The 16,795-nt window shown below is 58.9% G+C and carries 14 protein-coding genes; 4 read left to right on the top strand and 10 right to left on the bottom strand.

The genetic code is table 11. From position 1 onward, the window contains the following. The first annotated feature begins 63 nt into the window (after nucleotides 1-63). Nucleotides 64-1,134 carry an O-fucosyltransferase family protein gene (locus tag R3P95_RS21665; RefSeq protein ID WP_317549477.1) on the top strand — a complete coding sequence of 357 codons (1,071 nt, stop codon included), beginning with the start codon at nucleotides 64-66 and terminating at the stop codon, nucleotides 1,132-1,134. Between the two features lie 538 nt (nucleotides 1,135-1,672). On the opposite strand, the gene R3P95_RS26190 is transcribed toward R3P95_RS21665, so the two are convergent. The 5 genes from R3P95_RS26190 to R3P95_RS21645 all read right to left on the bottom strand — a co-directional run bounded on the left by R3P95_RS26190 (nucleotide 1,673) and on the right by R3P95_RS21645 (nucleotide 6,652). Then, nucleotides 1,673-2,581 (bottom strand): glycosyltransferase, encoded by a 909-nt coding sequence (locus R3P95_RS26190; protein WP_394855457.1) that lies wholly within the window; start codon nucleotides 2,579-2,581, stop codon nucleotides 1,673-1,675. A gap of 262 nt (nucleotides 2,582-2,843) precedes the next feature. Continuing rightward, complete coding sequence (locus tag R3P95_RS21660) at nucleotides 2,844-3,998, bottom strand: glycosyltransferase (RefSeq protein ID WP_317549476.1); 1,155 nt, start codon at nucleotides 3,996-3,998, stop codon at nucleotides 2,844-2,846. Then, nucleotides 3,991-4,554, bottom strand: a complete 564-nt coding sequence (locus tag R3P95_RS21655; protein ID WP_317549475.1) for an acyltransferase — start codon at nucleotides 4,552-4,554, stop codon at nucleotides 3,991-3,993. Before R3P95_RS21655 ends, R3P95_RS21660 begins: the two co-directional genes overlap by 8 nt. Beyond that, nucleotides 4,551-5,342 (bottom strand): WecB/TagA/CpsF family glycosyltransferase, encoded by a 792-nt coding sequence (locus R3P95_RS21650; RefSeq protein ID WP_317549557.1) that lies wholly within the window; start codon nucleotides 5,340-5,342, stop codon nucleotides 4,551-4,553. The genes R3P95_RS21655 and R3P95_RS21650 overlap by 4 nt, the downstream gene beginning before the upstream one ends. A 455-nt stretch (nucleotides 5,343-5,797) precedes the next feature. Next, nucleotides 5,798-6,652: an SGNH/GDSL hydrolase family protein gene (locus tag R3P95_RS21645; RefSeq protein WP_317549474.1), complete on the bottom strand. Its 855-nt coding sequence runs from the start codon at nucleotides 6,650-6,652 to the stop codon at nucleotides 5,798-5,800. Nucleotides 6,653-7,767: 1,115 nt separating this feature from the next. On the opposite strand from R3P95_RS21645, the gene R3P95_RS21640 reads away from it, so the two are divergent. After that, the gene (locus tag R3P95_RS21640; protein ID WP_317549473.1) at nucleotides 7,768-9,387 is read left to right on the top strand and encodes a polysaccharide biosynthesis tyrosine autokinase; all 1,620 of its coding nucleotides are present in this window, start codon (nucleotides 7,768-7,770) and stop codon (nucleotides 9,385-9,387) included. A 484-nt stretch (nucleotides 9,388-9,871) separates the two neighbouring features. Here the strand turns inward: R3P95_RS21640 and R3P95_RS21635 are convergent, their stop codons facing one another. Next, nucleotides 9,872-10,468, bottom strand: a complete 597-nt coding sequence (locus R3P95_RS21635) for a hypothetical protein (protein ID WP_317549472.1) — start codon at nucleotides 10,466-10,468, stop codon at nucleotides 9,872-9,874. Nucleotides 10,469-10,498: 30 nt separating this feature from the next. Here R3P95_RS21635 and R3P95_RS21630 point away from each other — a divergent pair, with 30 nt between their 5' ends. Beyond that, nucleotides 10,499-11,503, top strand: a complete 1,005-nt coding sequence (locus R3P95_RS21630; protein ID WP_317549471.1) for an SGNH/GDSL hydrolase family protein — start codon at nucleotides 10,499-10,501, stop codon at nucleotides 11,501-11,503. Between the two features lie 59 nt (nucleotides 11,504-11,562). Here R3P95_RS21630 and istB read toward each other — a convergent pair whose 3' ends face one another. Together istB and R3P95_RS21620 are read right to left on the bottom strand one after the other, a co-directional pair. Beyond that, a complete protein-coding gene (gene istB, locus R3P95_RS21625) occupies nucleotides 11,563-12,417 on the bottom strand; it encodes an IS21-like element helper ATPase IstB (RefSeq protein WP_008720604.1) in 855 nt (284 codons plus the stop codon). Then, nucleotides 12,414-13,787: a Mu transposase domain-containing protein gene (locus R3P95_RS21620; RefSeq protein ID WP_008720605.1), complete on the bottom strand. Its 1,374-nt coding sequence runs from the start codon at nucleotides 13,785-13,787 to the stop codon at nucleotides 12,414-12,416. The genes istB and R3P95_RS21620 overlap by 4 nt, the downstream gene beginning before the upstream one ends. Before the next feature lie 199 nt (nucleotides 13,788-13,986). On the opposite strand from R3P95_RS21620, the gene R3P95_RS21615 reads away from it, so the two are divergent. Beyond that, nucleotides 13,987-14,184: a hypothetical protein gene (locus tag R3P95_RS21615; RefSeq protein WP_317549470.1), complete on the top strand. Its 198-nt coding sequence runs from the start codon at nucleotides 13,987-13,989 to the stop codon at nucleotides 14,182-14,184. A 57-nt stretch (nucleotides 14,185-14,241) separates the two neighbouring features. Here R3P95_RS21615 and R3P95_RS21610 read toward each other — a convergent pair whose 3' ends face one another. Together R3P95_RS21610 and R3P95_RS21605 are read right to left on the bottom strand one after the other, a co-directional pair. Further along, nucleotides 14,242-14,715: a serine O-acetyltransferase gene (locus R3P95_RS21610; protein WP_317549469.1), complete on the bottom strand. Its 474-nt coding sequence runs from the start codon at nucleotides 14,713-14,715 to the stop codon at nucleotides 14,242-14,244. A 153-nt stretch (nucleotides 14,716-14,868) separates the two neighbouring features. Continuing rightward, complete coding sequence (locus tag R3P95_RS21605) at nucleotides 14,869-16,644, bottom strand: DUF4012 domain-containing protein (RefSeq protein WP_394855449.1); 1,776 nt, start codon at nucleotides 16,642-16,644, stop codon at nucleotides 14,869-14,871. Between the last annotated feature and the right edge of the window lie 151 nt (nucleotides 16,645-16,795).

Below are 16,795 nucleotides of genomic sequence, written 5' to 3'. Positions count from 1 at the left end.
AGCTGGCACTCGTAGTTTGTCAATAAGCTCGATAAGGCTAATAACACTGAGGAGGTTTCTGATATGTCTTTGACCAGACGGGCGCTGTGGTCGATCCCCAGATTGCAATCGCGGCGGGGTGCTGGGCTGGGTAACGAGGTTATACCGTGGGCCAAGGCCTACATCGCGTCGGTGGAACTGGACGCGAGGCTGATTGATACCCCGTGGTCTCTCAACCCGAGGGGTTATAGAAAAGATTTTTTGTCTCGCCGGTCAGACCGTCTAACTTACACTGCTGCAGGGATGTTGCCCAGAATCGAAATTAATCGTGAATTGGCAATGGCGCATGACGATTACGTGGACGTCGTACGTGATCTAGTTGATGAGGTGTCGACGTTGGCAAAGCCCACCGTGTTGTGGCATTCATCGGGTATGTCGGGAGGCTATTATGGTATACGGCGTGCGAAAGGTTTCTTGCAACGAAAGTTATTCGGTCCGGCTCACGTATTAAACGATACCTATAAGCTACAAGGGGGTTTGAACACTTCTAAACTGCAGGTCGCGCTGCATATCCGTGCCGGTGATTTCTTAGTGGATTCCGTTGGTCCACGACCCGGTGAATTTAACAAGGTGGTGCCTATAGAATGGTATCGTGCGGTGGCTCAAAATTTGTTAACTCGGTTTGGTGACATGATCGAGTTTGCCGTGTTTACGGACGATGAAAATAACGTAGATATCGTGAATCTGAAGAACGCTCTACCTACGGTCGAGTTAGTCGGTCGTCAGCGTCCTCTGTTATCAGATCTTCACGCTATGTCGACGTTCGATCTGTTAGTTTGCTCAGTGTCGAGTATGTCGATGCTCGCCGGATTCTTGTCTGACAGGCCCTATGTTTGGTTTGAGCCACATCTAGGTGAGATTGGCGACTTCCGAAGTATATGGGGCCATGAGTCAGCGCAAAGAACTGGTCTTACAGTGGCAAACGCTGCATCCGTAGATTATTCTGCAAAAGATAGCTTACTCACTCGCGGGCTCGCTGCTGGCCTTGACGGTTCTTTGACCGAAGCCGGCTACAACTGGTTGGCGAGCCAACTGGATCTGAAAAATTCAGGAACTGATTTGCTAATGTATGGTGTGGTTCCGAAACGCTGGTAAGTCCGCTCTGTCGGAGGTAACCCGGATCCAGTTCGGTTGGTTGGTCCGGAACGGTCGGTTGAGTTGGTAACGCGCTAACACACGGTGCGCAGGTCGAAGCGCTGTTCTGAGTTCTTCTGTTGGATGCCTTCGTGGCGAAGCGTTTTCAGGCGCGGCCCGTCGCGCCTGGCAGACTCGCATTTAACCTTGCTTTACGGCTGTTATGCCGTTGCTTTTCTGGTGTTGGCAGACGAATGGTGTGTCAGGGGTCTTTCAGCAGTGAATGGAAGTGCGGATCGATCATGGAGATCAGTTCGCCTACAGGGGCCTTCACCTTATGTCCGACCGTTTGACTGGCACAGCCCTGTTCCATACTTTCACTAGATTGAGCTTCGTGGCTGGCGTACGCGGTGGCGATCAGGTGTAGTTGTTGGATGGAGTTTGCCCGAGCGACCTGCTTGAGGTAGGTAGCTTACTCGTGTTTTTCGATTTCATCTTTGCCAACCGCTAGCGTCCTTGCTTCTCAAAAGGAATCAATGGGAAGCCTGAGGTAATTCACTTACGGCAACATCTTCTCTTCGCTAACTCCCCGACCAAACCATGTTGAGTCGAGAAAAGGCGCAAGACGCACTGAAGACCATCGATCTGTGGCACTAGTATCTACGGTGTCGGCTTGCCGGATTCCCCTGGCGAAGTCGCCGGGAAGCGGGCTCGGGTCGTTTCGGACTATAGAGCCCATGTGGCCGGACAAGCGTTGAACCGTGGCCGCACCCGTGTCAGAGAAGACAACACTGGGGACTCCACATGCTGCGGCCTCTCCTACGACCCATCCGGCACCTTCCCGTGATGAAGGAAGAAGCAATGTGCGAGCATCTGAAATGTGCTGAATGGTCTCGCTGTGTGTCAATCGTCCGTGAAATCGAACACGGTTATCTAATCTCTCAAGACGCACGTAAGATTTGAGTGCCGAAAAGAGTGGTCCGTCACCAACGATATCAAGCGTGTACCGGCCCATTGATTGTTCGTTTAAGGCCTGAATGGCCAGCCATGGCCGCTTGCGATCTATCAGGTTGCCGACGTAGATGAGATTATTGAGTTCGGAACGATTGCAAGCGACGGGTTCGGCCACGACGTTTGGTTCAAGTACCGCGTCCAAGCCAAGCTTTTTAGCGTACTCGAATGTCGTGTCATTCTGACAAATGACAGTATCGGAGTATTTCAACGTACGTCGTCCGATTTCGGCAGCGATTCTCACGAATGTCGATTCACGCAATGTGGCTCTCTGTTTACCCCAGGGGACTACAGCTCCGTCGGGTATAGCCAGCGGCCCCCACACCCTACGGCCCGAGTTGTTGGGTAAGATCGGCGGCAAGGACGATGTCGCGAACGTGAATTGGTGTGTAATTTCGTATTCAGTCTTCGCGGCTAATTTCGCGGCTACATTTTTGGCGTGTGGGTACCAGGCCATATAGCTCGCCCGAGATTTTCTCATCGCGAATCTCTTCTGAAGCCCCTGCGATATAGCTACGGGATGCAGCCGAACGATGTGCCCCCATGGTTCGGACTGCAGGCGTTGAGCGACGAGAGGAAGATCCCGTGCGTCGAATATAAAGTCAATTCGCGAGTTACCGCGGAGACAAAGCATCTCAGCGCTGGCTTTGAGGAATTCCCAACCGACCCCACCTTCGCTGCCACTGTCTGGTCTGGTCACGAATGAGACAAGGAGCGCGTTAGTCATGACGGCAGCAATCCAGATCAGTGTCCTCTTCCAGCGCCGACGCAATTCCCTGACAGAAGCGGTCCGCCATATATTCCGTGCTGAATTCCTTTGCGAGGTGCCGACAGTTTTCGGATATGCGGCTCAGGTTGTTGGAGCCCATCGTCTTGGCGATTGTAGCCGTATAAGTAGTCACGTCATTATCGGTTACGATGACTGTTCTGTCATTTGTCAGATACTCGAATTCAGGCGCGTGATAGGGCCAATCAGTTGTGAATATGGGTAGGCCGGAGACCAAGCTGTCGACGGCAATCAAGCCAACACGTCCGGGTATCATCATGGCGCGAGAAGCTTTCATCGCGATAGCTTTATCTTTACCGAACAGTGGCCCGAGGTAGATCAGATAGTCTTCTTTGGCCGCGAGATCTGCCACTCTGCCTGCGTCGTCACCGGCACCCACCACAAGCAGACGGTAGTCTTCATCAATATCGTGAAGTCCTTGTGCTGCGGTCAGTAGAAAATCGATTCGTTTAGCTGAATCGATGCCGCCAATGTAGATGAGCGTTTTGTCGGTCAAGGAGTGCAATCTAATGAAAGATTCAACCTCAAACCGCGTTGCAGCATCTAGATCAATCTTCAGACTAGTGGTATCGATGGAGTTCTGAACAACCGTGGTTCTTTCCTCCGGGTAGCCCGCACGTGTAATCGAACTTATACCACCTTCTGTGTAAGAAAAGAACCACGATGCCTTCTGGGTGAGCTTCTGTTTGAAGAATTCTTCTGCTCTCGATTTGCGAGCAGTATATGTGCGACCGTGCCCCCAGAAGGCGATACGTTTGGCGTATCGACGACGAAACATGAAAAGTTGATATGTTTCAATATTCCGGATTGCCTGTTCGACGATGAGCAGGTCGTATGGCGATTGACTCCTAACGGGTCGAAGCCTTTTGTAACTGAGGCTTCTTCCACGAATGTTGATGAACTTTGTGCGTAGTTTGATTGCCCTGTCTGGATTGCTACTGTCCGCTCGTGCGTTCCACTCGGGAGGGGTTTCGCCGTAGAAGACTCGAAGTTCTATCGATTGGGCACGAAGCTTGGATTCAAGTTGGTTAAAGAAATCGACTCGATATTGTGGCATCCAGGGGTGTACTATCGCGACTCTACGCATCGAGTTGACCTGCGCTGGCTTGCTTCATCCAACGGGTGCCCGAATTGCGCAATAGTTCCCAGTGTCTCTCGAAATCTTCCTGAGAGAACCGTGCCTTGAGGACTCGTGCGGGCACACCAGCGGCGATCGAGTTGTCCGGCAGGTCTTTCGTGACTACAGAACCGGCGCCTACGAGGCAGCTATTCCCAATCCGGATTCCGGATTGCACGACTGCGTTGAATCCTATCCAGACATCAGATCCGATATGAGTTTCTTCGGAGAGATCGGGTGCATCTCCGACCCAGGCTGCGTTGCGAATTGCGGTTCCGACTTGCGTGTAGTCGTGGTCGTGTCTACCCACTACCCCGCATCCGTTTGCAAATAGAGCGCCGTCGCCAATCGTTCCGTCAAATTGTAGTGTTACATTTTTGCCGACGTATACGTCGTTGCCGACACTTAGCAGGCGTGGTGCCCATAGTACCGATCCTGGTCCAACGTGTAGACGCGCCCCGTGTACGACATTGGATCGGATCGCGAGTCTTTGCAGCAGTACCTGCTTGAAGTTCGGGAATATCATATCTGATCACTCTCTTCAGCTCGAACGTCTCGTCTGTGATTACTCGCTACGACACTTAACAGGAAACGAACGTTTCCAAATATGTATCTTCTCCAAAGCCTTTTCGGCTCAGTTGCGAATCGGAAGATCCATTCGGTTCCGGTCCGCTGCATCAGTTCCGGTGCTTCTTTGGTGATACCGGCCTCGAAGTCGAATGCTGCGCCAACACCGACGCAGGGCCGTCCCAGTCTCGCCGCTAGTTCAGCTGCTAGAAAGTCTTGCTTGGGTGTGCCGAGCGCGACCCAGATGACATCAGGGTCGCTATTCCCGATCTGTTCTACGCACTGGGCGATGAATTCTTCGTCTAGATCCGAGTACGGAGGCGCGTAACGTCCGGCGATGGATAGGTTGGGGTAGCGCTCGCTTAGAGATTGGCACAACAGGTCTAAAGTATTCGAATTCGTGCCTAGGAAGTAGTGCCGAACGTTCGCGGCTTGACCCTTGTCTATTGTGAGTCTGAAGAGCGAAGGGCCACGTACTCGGTTGGTTCTGTCGATTGATTTACCCGATACACGCATCGCCCACACCACCGGGAGGCCGTCCGGGAAGTTGAGCCCAGATTCGCGTAGGAGTTGTGCGTAACGATCGTCTGTGGACGCTAGAGCTACACAGTATGCATTCGACAGTCGGATTGGTAGACCCTCTCGCCCAGCGGCAGCCCTAAGTATTCGATCCGCTGCTTGGTGGAGGTCTGTGACCTGGAATGGCACGAGGCCGACCCAGACCCGACGATCCGGGATCGCGGCCATCTGCATGTGCAAGCTCCTGTCGGTGGTGCGTTGGTCGATTGCATCGGGGTCGCAATGTCTGCTGCCGAAATGTGCGACGTGGCGGTTCGCATTCGCATGGGTCACTGTAGGACACATCTGTCAGCTGCACTGGGTGTGCGGGCAGCTGAGGGTTGTGATTCACCTCCTGGGTGTCAGACCCGCATCGATCGATTGGTTGGTATCGCCATGCATTCCGGGTGTGTACTCCGGGCCCGGGCTCGGGCACGCGAGACCCTGTTCGATGGTGTGCTCGGACTGATGGTCCTCTGGTTCCCATAAGGTTGCCGGAGGGTGATCACCCTCGGTTGCAGGGTATTTTGGCGGAGTATCCTCTTCTCGGTGCACCCGTCGTCGCGGTACCGACGACGACGGCTTTGAGATCTTGGCAGCACGTGTTGCCGTCATCGGCCGGGCATCATGGCAGAGAATGAGTTCTACGGCGTGGAAAGGTTCAGCGCGGCACCTAGCGTTCGGGCCCAGAGAGTTTGGCCTTCGTCACTCGGTTGAAAGTCGTCGTCGCGGATCAGGGGTGCCAATTCAGGAGCATCTTCGAACGCTTGCCAAACGTCCACAACCTCAACATCGGCTCGGTTCCCAAACTTAACCCTCAACGCTGCGACCTTCGCCTCTTGATTGTCGGCGCTTGCGTCCAGCCGGGGATTCTGAAGAAGAACTCCGATCGTGGGCAGAGTGTTTGGCCATGCCCCGCGCACCCTTGATAACAGGTTATCTACCCCCTGCACCGCCGCGTCCGGTGTGGTGTGATTATGCGCGTGATTTATCAAGACCAAGTCCGCCGGCTCTGGTGCAAGTGCTTGCAAGAACTGGATGGAATACCCCGCGTCCTTTCCCGATGCTGATCCATTCCAGATCGTTACAGGGGCGTTGGGGCGGTCTGCGCCGAGGGTATTCTGTCCAAGATAAGTGTTCGTCTCGACGGACCAGTCGTGAATTATTACTGGGCGGTTGTAGAGCTCGGAGATCTGTCGACCCAGCACATAGATGAATTCGGACTGCTCGTTTCCCGTCGAATCACCCAGGACAGCGAACACCCGAGGCACCCCGACATCGGCAAGTTGCGGGCCGACGTCGGTCAGTTGACTGAAGTTGCTATCGATTGTTGCGGGCGGTTCGTAAGTCGAGACGTAGTGGTCCTGACCGTCTTGTGTGAGAGCAATAATTCCGGCGGACCCTGCGAAAACGAGGGCTAATACTGTCACGACGACCATGCCAACAATCCAGTTTTTTCGAGTCCGCGGCGACCGTAGTCCGCCGATGCGTTCTGCCATACAGTGCATTGTGCCGCACCGATAGTCGCAATGCAGAACCATGCGTAGAACTCACAGTACCCTCTGGCCGTAGCCTCGATCTCGCATCCGGTTGGTGTATTGGCCTGAGCGCTTTCAGGGTGTCATTTCGTTTCGGGGTTGTTATTTCGGACCGTAATCTGGCGGTTAAGCACGACAGGTCGGCTGATGTCGGTCGGTTTTCTGCCGAGTTCCTGAGGTCCGGATGAACTCCGTCGGATCGCAGGTGTGCGTTCTGTGGGTCAGTTCGTTGTCGGCAACGCCGCACGTCTGGTGGCTGCAGTTGCCAACAAGGTCGGAGAAGAGTTCCTTCTTTGGGCAGTCGAAGGTGTACGAGCCGGGCATGGCTTAGCGCGCGGCCGACGAGGGAAAGGCACGCAATCGTTTCGGTTCCCACCTGCGCGCATAACGCTCGGCGAAGCCGCGCACATGTGTCCACGCGGGAGGTCGAGGCGAGATAGACGGCGGTGAGCCGGATGAGGTTCTGGTCGAATCGGTGCAGTTGATGGTTTTCGGGCCCAGCTTCTCTTGCGTCTCGGGTTCGGTCTTCGGGCCGTGCGCGTTGACGGTACCGAAGCCTGGGTCATTCTGCCTGGCCACCGGTTTCCGGTGGCATCGACGGACCGGCGTTGCACCACGACATAGCTTTGGTCACCAGAATGGTGCCCCTCGTGGTGGCTGGATTGTTTCTCCAGCAAGATCTTCTTAGGTCAGAGAACCATTTATGTTTGACGCCATCCGAACCGACGTCCCTGATGGACTCGGTCCCTCGCGGTTGACAGTCCGTACGACGGGTGTCGAGAATCACCTCGGTTGTCGCGGGAGGTGCATCTGTAGCTACAGTCCCTGTCCAGCGGGCCGAATCTGCAAGTCGCGCCGGTGTCGAATGGTGTGGTTCGGGTGCCGTTATCGGGTGCGGCTGACGCGGTGGCGCTCAGCAACGGGGCAATCGCCTGATTGTGTTCGTCAATCGAACGAATGAATTGACTCGTTCTGTGGTCAAGCTCATCCGGTGCACAGAAACCAATTACCTATGTAACGATTGAGCCACGCAGTGACACGTTGCGAGTTGTACGAACGGACGAGGAGCTCGAAGCATGGAGATACAGGATTACTTTAAAATCCTGAAAGCGCGATGGATCATCATCGTAGTCACCGTGATCGTAGCGATCCTGGGGGCATTGGGTGCGTCCCTTCTCACGACGCCGTTGTACGAGTCGAGCGCCAGAATGTTCGTCTCGACGTCCGGTGGCACGTCGGTCAGTGAGACCTACCAGGGCAACTTGTTCTCCCAGCAGCGTGTGGCGTCGTACTCGGAACTGGTGACCAGTGAGGCGCTGGCAGCCCGGGTACTCGATGTTCTTCCACTCGGTCTGACCCCGTCGCAGCTGGCTGCCAAGGTCAAGGCGTCGTCGACTCCCGACACCGTTCTGTTCGACATCACCGTCAGTGACTCGTCCTCAGCGCGAGCTCGCGACATTGCGAACGCGATGGCGGCTGAACTGATTAATCAGGTGCGTGAACTGGAGACCCCAGAAGGCGGGGGCGCTCCGTCGGCGGGTGTCAAGACCTTCCAGCAGGCCGACGCGTCCGCCTCGCCGGTCAGTCCGAACACAAAGCGTAACCTCGCCCTCGGTGCCGCAATTGGCCTGTTGCTCGGGCTTGCTCTGGCCGTACTACGGGACCGCCTCGACAACACCATCAAAAACCGTCGAGAGATCGAGTCGATCTCCGGCAAAGCTCTGGTCGGCACCATCCCGTTCGACAAGGAGCGCAAGACACATCCGGCCGTCGACTTTCAGGACCTCACCCAATCGGCCAGCGCCGAGGCCTTCCGTGAGCTCCGCACCAACCTGCAGTTCCTCGAAGTCGATCATCCGCCGCGCGTCATCGTCGTCACGAGTGCGATTCCCAGCGAGGGCAAGACGACCACTGCGCTGAATCTGGCGATCTCACTCGCCGAGGCCGGCCACCACGTCGTTCTCGTCGAAGGCGATCTGCGTCGTCCTCGCATCTCGAAGTACATGGGCCTCATCGGTTCGGTCGGCCTGAGTACCGTCCTTGCGGGGCAGGCGAAAGTGGACGAGGTGCTGCAGCCGACCAAGTACGAGGGTCTGCAAGCCATGGCGTCCGGTCCGATACCGCCCAATCCGTCCGAGCTGCTGGGATCGGAAGCGTCTCGCGCCATGCTGGTAGAACTGCGATCGAAGTTCGACTACGTCATCGTCGACGGAGCTCCCCTGTTGCCGGTCACCGACTCGGCCGTCCTGACCACCCATGCCGACGGTGCTCTCCTGGTTACCCGCTACGGGCATACCAAGAGCAACGAATTGTCCAGGTCCATAGGCAATCTGGAAACAATCGGAGCGCACGTCCTCGGTGTGGTGCTGGCATTGACTCCCTCGAAGAAGGGCGACATGTACAGCTACTCGTACAACTACACCGCCGATACCAACTTGCCCGAGCAGGTGACACCGCCAGTTCCCGCGCCTGCACCTCAGGCGCCGGCCGCCTCGACGACGCCGGTGTCCCCACCCGCTCCCGCGCCGGTGCATGCTCCGCCGACGCGGCAGTCCGCCCCTCGCTCTGCTTCCGCATCGCCTGCCGCCGGCCCGCGTACCAGAGAGGTAACCCGGGAATCTGAGACCGACCCCCGATCTCAGCGGCCGGAGACTCTGCCCAGAAACGGCACCGAAAGCCCGGGACTGCGAAAGTAGTTGGTAGAGGGCCGGACTCACTTCGATCCTGAGGAGTCCGGCTTCGGCCGTCCGCTGGTCCCGATGACAATCCCCGCGAGGGTCATCGAGGCAAGAATCACCGGCGTCGAGATGTTCGGAATTTGCGTCGTGAAAGCGACTGCGGCTAGCAACTGAAACACCACTGTGAGCCTGTCGCTGATGGTCGATTCGATCTTTTTTGCTTGCTCATGTACAGCTCCTGACGTGGCATTTGTTGATGACATCGTCGAAGCTACTCGTCGTTGAGGTACGTCAAAAGCCCTGGAACGCAGGGGAGTTCAGAAGTTATGTTCCCTTTTTTGGGCACATAACGAGACTTATGCGACCGTTGAGTTGAAGGCCGACACGATCCATTACCCGGCAGGGAGCGATAATCCTGACTATCAGATTGGAGGCGGAATTCGTACGGATTTCACCTACGACAGCGAGGGCAGGTGCGCCACCGAGACCAGGCTCGGCGTCGTCAAGACGTGGACGTATGACTCTGCGGGAAACCCGGTGTCTTCGTCTCTGAGCCCTGCTCCCTAGCGCGGATGTCTTCCAACGACGATCGCGTCCATCGCCCCGACCCAGGTGAGGTCTCCGTCAGACGATCGAACTCTGGGAGCAGATCTAGGTGCGCCACGCGGTACAGGCTCGCGGCACCGTCGAGGTTGTCCGCCACCGACCGAATGTTCTCTTCACCGACATCCATGCGAACGTCGAGCATTCCCTTCCTGGTGCGAGTCACAAGCGAGACGCCGTCCGCGCTCCACTGGATTCGCCAGTGCCCGTGCAAGAGTCGATTTCGTTCACGCATAGCCGTTTCGGCGAACTTGCGCGCACTCCTGAAATGCCTGGCACCGATCGACGCGGGACGCGTCTTGAGATCGAACAAGCTCTCGATCAGCCCGTTGAGTCGCTCGAACGTCATCCCTGCAGTAACAGCCATGCCGATTCGCTCGTCGGCGTCGATGAGCTCCCAGGCGAGCGCCGCAGCGTTGAACTCCAGCTCAGCTGCGTTGGCAGAAACTGCTCCGAGCAGTGCCAAGTGTTCGTCACTCAAAAATCCATGGGTCACTTCAGGGACCCTAACGAACAGGAGGCACTGATGGACCCCGTAACCCTCGGCATGGCGAAGGCCGCGACCCGCAAGACGGTGGAAATGGCACCGGCCCTCGCGAAGATGTACCGCAAACTCGCACTTGCCGGGTCCAGCGACGCCAACATTTTGGTTGTCGGCGATTCCACCGGCAACGCGCAGAACGAGTGGGCCTTCTACCTCGCGCAGAAGTTCGCAGCGCACTTCCCGAACCACACCGTCGTGTGGGCGCTCTGGGCTGATAGTACGAAGAACTTCCCGGCAGGCGACCGCGTCACCGTCCAGACCGGAACCAACGGCAAGACCATCACGTTCTGGAACGTCTCCGTGTCCGGCGAGATCGTCGGCTATGCAGCGGCGAACCACGGCACCATCCGGTCCGGCCTGTCCGCAGGCGGCGCACTCCCGCCCGATGTCGTGATCTTCAACTACGGGCACAACAGTCCGCAGCTAGACGCCGCATACCGGGCAGTTCAGATTGAGTCGATCAACGTCTACACCGGCTACTACCCGAGCGCGGCAATAGTGCAGATCGCACAGAACCCGCGTGCGGGAGGTGACGCCTCGTTCGCGAACGGCCAGAACAAAGCCGCGCAGGTCGCGGCACTGGCGTTCGATGAGGGCCACGTGCTCATCGACGTCAACTCGGATTTCATCGCGCGTAGTGACTACGCGACTGCGTACCTCGATCCCGATGGGCTGCACCCCAACCCGGCAGGCTCGCTACGCTGGGCAACCGTCGCGTGGGAGCAGCTACAGCCACGAGCGCGGGTGACGTTCGCAAGTAGACAGCCACGCGAGGACCATCAATGGATCCCGGCGACAAGCTTCTACATCTCACAGGGCACACCAGAGCTGGCGATGCGCGGAGTCCTACCCGGCTGGTCACTCGATCCAGCCGCTCCCGAGGCAGTCGTCACGTCGATGAGTTACCCCGGCGACTGGACGGCAGTGAACGTCATAGCCCTGTTTGGATCATCGGGAACGCCTGGTGTCGCGGTGTGCCGTTGCTGATGGCGCTCATCGAAAATGCTCAACTTCGCTCAGCGAAAGTGCTCACCCGGTAGCGGTGATCACTGTAGCGGTTGACGGGTCCCGGTGACGGCTTTGCGGAGCTTCTCCGATCGTGCGTTGTGATCGCGGAGCCGGTAGGAATCACCGGACATATCGAGGACTACCGATCGATGCAGGAGACGGTCGAGCATGGCTGCTGCGACGGTGTCGTCACCGAGAACCGTTCCCCACGATCCGACACCACGATTGCTGGTGATCACGATCGATGTCTTCATATACCGTTGCGAGACAACCTGAAACAACGCCGAAGCCGCCTCTCCCGGCAACGGAAGATACCCGAGTTCGTCGATCACCAACAGTGTCGGCCCGGCGTAGAACCGCATCGTCGTCGCCCATCTGCCTTCGATCGCAGCCCGGTGACATCGAGCGGCGAGATCGGCGGCGGTGGTGAAATACGTCCGATACCCGGCATGCGCAGCAGCCCGCGCCAACCCGACCGACAGATGCGTCTTCCCGACCCCCGGCGGGCCGATGAGCAGCACATTGGTAGCGGTCTCCAAATATCTGCAGGTCGCGAGCTCGTCGATCAGCTTCTTGTCGACCCCGGCGGCGTTGTCGAAATCGAAGTCCTCGAGCGATGCCGGGGTCGGCAGGCACGCGAACCGCAACCTGCCTGCCAACCGCCGCGCTTCGGTGGCAGCAACCTCGATCGAGAGCAACCGCTCCAGCGCCGCCGTCATCGACAGCTCCTCCGCCGCGGCCTGGTCGAGGACCGCCGGCAGTGCTTCGGCGGCGTCGGCGAGTTTGAGGACCCCGAGATGGCCACGCAAACGTTGGTAAAGGCTCGCTGCTTCCGCGGTGTTCGGTGCGGGAAGTCGATCGGCAGCGGCACCTCCTTTCGGTGTTTCACTCATGCGAGAGTGTTCCTTCCCCGTGCAGCCCGCTCGTAGGCCGAGAGGTCGATGACATCCGATGATGCTGCCGCGGAATCGGTTTCAGCTGCTCCTGTCGAGTAGTTCGTACTATGGAAACTGCTGCCACGCAATACTTCTGCCGCCCTGAGCGCATCAGGCCCGGGTGGTATCCGTTCTTTGCGGCGGTGCGGTTTGCCGGTGTTCGCGGTCGCCATCGCGGCCCGTTCGAGTGCGACGACATGACCGCTGTCGCGGACGATCATGCCGAGACCGTCGGCGGCGACCGCATGCCTGGCGACAGTGATGCCGGAGGCGGTGACGATGTCGAGATGACTACCGCCGACGGGGCGGGTGACGGTGACCTGCGCGGACGCCAACTCCGGCGGGACGGAGTACTGGTTGCCGCGGTAGGACACCAACGCTTGCCGCGACGCCGTCCGACTGTCGCCGAGAATCACCGGATACGCCGTCGCCGGCGGTTCCTGCAGGGGTTCGGCCGCTGCGAGGTCGGCGACAGTGCTGGTTCCGTCCGGGGTGTGGCGGGTGCGACTGTCGGAGATGGCGGCACAGAAGTTGTCGAGATGCGCTTGGGCCTGCTCGACGCTCATGTCCGGTAACGACCGCCACCAGCGTTGTGCTGCAGTGTGATTCGCTTTCTCGACGACACCTTTGCGGTTCCCTCTCCGCGGTGGGCAGATCGCGACCGAGACCCCGTAGTACTTCGCGACGCCGGCGAAGCTGGCGGTCACCGCACCGGACTCGGGGTGGCAGACAGTGGCCATCCGGTCGAAACGCCAGACTCGGGTGGTGCCGCCGAGAGCGCGGACAACGCGGTCGAGATTGTCGACCAGATGTGGTTGATCCATCGACGGGGTCAGTACCGCCCGCCATTTCCCCGAGTGTGCGAGGGAGCCGACCCACAGGTGTGCTGTTCTGCCCCAACCCCATTCAGTCGGCGGGTTCGGTAGATCGACGTAGTCCCATTGGGTTTCTTCGCCCGGTGGGTGGTCGATGATGGCGTTGGCTCGGTCGGTTGCGGTCCTGCAGGCCAGGCAGATCGGGCGTAGTTTCTGCTGCCGGATCTTGCGGGTCATCGTCGGATAGGACAGTGCGAAGCCCAGGGCCAACAGTTCGTCGAACAGGGCGACCGCCCACAGGTGCGGGTCCTCGGTGAATCGGTAGCGGATGTAGTCGATGAAGTCCTCGAACGGGTCCGTCGTGGACTTTCGTCGCACACCTGGGGTGGTGGTTCCGTTGATGTAGTTGCGGACGGTGCGGCGGTTGCGGCCGGTATGGCGGGCGATGTCCGAGATCGACATGCCTCGTTTGTGCAGTGCGGATATCTCCATGTCCTCTTCCCATGTAAGCATGAGATCGCGGGTCTCCTTCGGGGCGCTGGTGTGTGGTCAGAGACCATCAGCATCGGAGGAGGCCCGCCCTCATTGGCGGAGCCACACGGGTGAGCACTTTCAGAGATCAGATCTGGGCACTTTCACTGAGCGCCGTCATTGCAACTTCCTGTACCTGGGAGACGCGGCTGGCACCTTCCAGTCCGGAACGAACCCGACCGTGTTCACAGCGGGAGGGGCCACGAACGTCACAGCGCCGACTGCCGCAAACGCGCAGGTTCCCGCGCGACTGCAGAACCGGGTCGGATGGTCGTCGCGGCCGATCGCCTTGCAGGTTCAGCGTGACGCTGCAGCCGCCGCCGATGCCATGGCAGCAGACCTCTATTTCTACGGTCTGATGGTGCTCAAGGCGTCGTGATGCCGAGGGCGTAATCGAGCGTGCATCATGCCGTACTGCCCAGGTTTGGTGTGCGCGTCAGTTGGATGACTCGATAATCCGAGCGGCCTTACCTACCGCGGTAGCGCCCGCAGGAACGTCGTGGAGGACGACAGCGCCAGCGCCGATGCTCGCACCGGAACCGACGTGTATGCCGCCGAGGAGCACGGCGTTCGCGCCCACGGTCACGTTGTCACCCAGCGTGGGCGCGGCGTTGTCCTTCTCGCCGAGTGTCACGTTCTGATGGATTTCACAGTTCGATCCGATGCGGCATTTCCAGGAAATGACGATGCCCTGTCCGTGGCGCAGCAGCAAGCCTGGGGCGATCTGAGTCTGTAGGGGTAACGAGATTCCCATGACTACGTCGACCAGGATGTAGTAGATCGGGTGGTAGAAGCGACGGGCTCGCGGCGGTAGTGCTTGGCCAATGCGGAACAGTCGCATCACCAGTCGGCCCTTTGCGCTACGTCGGTTGGCGACCAGGTCTGCGTTCAAGATGCGCTGGTAGGTCATGCCCATTGATCTTGCCGTACTGCCCGGTCTGGCCGCGATCCGAACGGGCGCATAACGCGAGCAGTTGTAGCTCTATCAGCGGACGTTATTTGGCCTGCCATCGCATAAAAGTTCATTCGAGTGAATGACTGATGCGGGCAATTTACGGTGCGATCAGCATTCCGGAACGTCGATGGTCACTGTTGGCTGATCCACCAAAGGCTGCACGGGCACCGTTGCCTTGCCCGGAGCCGACGGCTCCTCGAGTTCCCACGTCACCGTCTGCGACTGACCCGGCGGGATCGTGAGGTATGCAGCCTGCACCGGCCGGCCGAGCTCGGTGCCGGCCTGGATGGAGAATCCCGTGATGCCGTTGACCTTCATGGACGTGATCTTCGCGCCCTGAGTGCCGTACAGATAGACGATCGATTCGTTGGTCCCGTACTCCACCGTCGGCTGGAACGTGCTCGCCACGTACGACGTCAGGCCCGCCGGATCCACGTTGTTGGTCAGCGTTGCCGTCACGGTCGACTTGCGGGTACCCGCGGTGCAGGATTCGGCCGAATACGTGATGTCGCGGGTCAGGTAGTAATCGAGCTTGTTGCCGCCGGCGTTGTTGACCACCACGTTGGCGTACGGGGCCGGGCTGTCCGGCAACACGTGACCCACCTTGGTGCCGGCCAGAATTGCCTGCTCGGCCGGGTCGGCGCTCCACACCGAGATGCGGCCCTCGCTGCCGGCGCGGCCCACCGCGTCGAGCAGAGACCTGGTGGGTGCCGCGCCCGTGGTCATCTTCTGCACCACTGCCGCCGCGATCTCCTGCAGGTATGCCTTGCGAGCCAACTGGTCGTCGCCGAACCTGGAATACGCCGTGCTGAGGGTGATTTCGACGACGTTGTCTGCCGTGATCTGCTCACCGTCGGCCAACGTGACCGGGCCGGTGGCACCGAGGATGTAGCTCAACGCAATCGGGTCGGTGGCGATAGCACCGTTGAGCACCTCACCCGTCTGCTCCGTCCACATCGACGACCAGATCTGGCCGGCATACGGAAAGTGCGGGCTGGCATTCGAGTTACGGAAATCGGTGGTGGTGTTGCGTGGGGCCCACAGCGCGTTGTATTCGGGCCCCAGATCGATGGGCTGTTCCGCGAATTCGAGTTCGTTGTTGGCACCGAGAGTGTCGACGCGAGCCGTGCCGTTCTCGGCCCGAATGATTCCGTAGCCACCGAGCAACCCGCCGGTACCCCGAGCCTCCGCATTGGTCTGGAACGCGAGAAAGTAACTACGCGGGCCGTTGTCGCCGAGCATCGACGGCAGCAGCTCACTGGCGATCCGGGTGTTGGTGAGCAGAGTCGCGAGTTCGTGAGTCTGATCGATCAACGACGTGCGAGCTTCGTCCACCACGCCGAGGAACGCCGGCTCGTCCACCTGCTGGGCCCGCTCACTGAGCTCGTCGGCTGCGGCGGAGGTCTGCTGCAGTACCGGCTGCGCGTCCCGCAGGGCCGCGGTGTCCACCTTGCCGCCGCCCTCGACGAGGCTGCTCGGATTCAAGCTCGCACCCGCGGCCGACGCCGGGGCGAGCACGTCCACGGCCAATCCCTGCACCACGTCGCTGATCTGCGCTACCGATTTCAAAGGACTACCAAGGTATGGAACGGCTTTGGCTATCGAAAACGGGATGGACGTCGTCGCCGAGACCGCATCGTCGGCGGATTCGGAGGCGCGGGCCGCTGCGGCCTCGGCCCCGGCCGAATCGCCGTCGAGCAATGCGTCCTTGGCCTGTGTGGCCGAGTCGCGAGTGGCGGTCAAACTCGACTGCGCGGAATAGGCCTCGTAACCGAGCCACACCACAAAAGCGATGACAATGACCAGAAATACCCCCACCGAGATGAGAATCGGCCGCTTTCTGCCCGATTTCCGACCCCGGGTATCGGTGGAACTGGTTGCCATCGTCGGTGGCCTCTCGGTCGAGGAAATGTATTCGAGTGCACAGCCTAAAGGGGAGTGGTCGATCTGGCGTACCTGTCTTCGATCCAGGTAGAGCATTCACAGTGTGTCGACTAGTTTGTAGTGGGCGATGAAAAGATCGACGTCGATGAGC

It is taken from the genome of Rhodococcus cercidiphylli (assembly GCF_033042225.1).
Taxonomy (GTDB): Bacteria; Actinomycetota; Actinomycetes; order Mycobacteriales; family Mycobacteriaceae; genus Rhodococcoides.
Note: the sequence above shows the minus strand (reverse complement) of the source record. Positions and strands in the feature narration are given on the sequence as shown.

Coding starts and splice junctions, on each gene's coding strand:
- R3P95_RS21665 (WP_317549477.1), top strand. CDS start 64: ATGTCTTTGACCAGACGGGCGCTGTGGTCGATCCCCAGATTGCAATCG.
- R3P95_RS26190 (WP_394855457.1), bottom strand. CDS start 2,581: ATGGCCTGGTACCCACACGCCAAAAATGTAGCCGCGAAATTAGCCGCG.
- R3P95_RS21660 (WP_317549476.1), bottom strand. CDS start 3,998: ATGCGTAGAGTCGCGATAGTACACCCCTGGATGCCACAATATCGAGTC.
- R3P95_RS21655 (WP_317549475.1), bottom strand. CDS start 4,554: ATGATATTCCCGAACTTCAAGCAGGTACTGCTGCAAAGACTCGCGATC.
- R3P95_RS21650 (WP_317549557.1), bottom strand. CDS start 5,342: ATGGCCGCGATCCCGGATCGTCGGGTCTGGGTCGGCCTCGTGCCATTC.
- R3P95_RS21645 (WP_317549474.1), bottom strand. CDS start 6,652: ATGGCAGAACGCATCGGCGGACTACGGTCGCCGCGGACTCGAAAAAAC.
- R3P95_RS21640 (WP_317549473.1), top strand. CDS start 7,768: ATGGAGATACAGGATTACTTTAAAATCCTGAAAGCGCGATGGATCATC.
- R3P95_RS21630 (WP_317549471.1), top strand. CDS start 10,499: ATGGACCCCGTAACCCTCGGCATGGCGAAGGCCGCGACCCGCAAGACG.
- istB (WP_008720604.1), bottom strand. CDS start 12,417: ATGAGTGAAACACCGAAAGGAGGTGCCGCTGCCGATCGACTTCCCGCA.
- R3P95_RS21620 (WP_008720605.1), bottom strand. CDS start 13,787: ATGCTTACATGGGAAGAGGACATGGAGATATCCGCACTGCACAAACGA.
- R3P95_RS21610 (WP_317549469.1), bottom strand. CDS start 14,715: ATGACCTACCAGCGCATCTTGAACGCAGACCTGGTCGCCAACCGACGT.
- R3P95_RS21605 (WP_394855449.1), bottom strand. CDS start 16,644: ATGGCAACCAGTTCCACCGATACCCGGGGTCGGAAATCGGGCAGAAAG.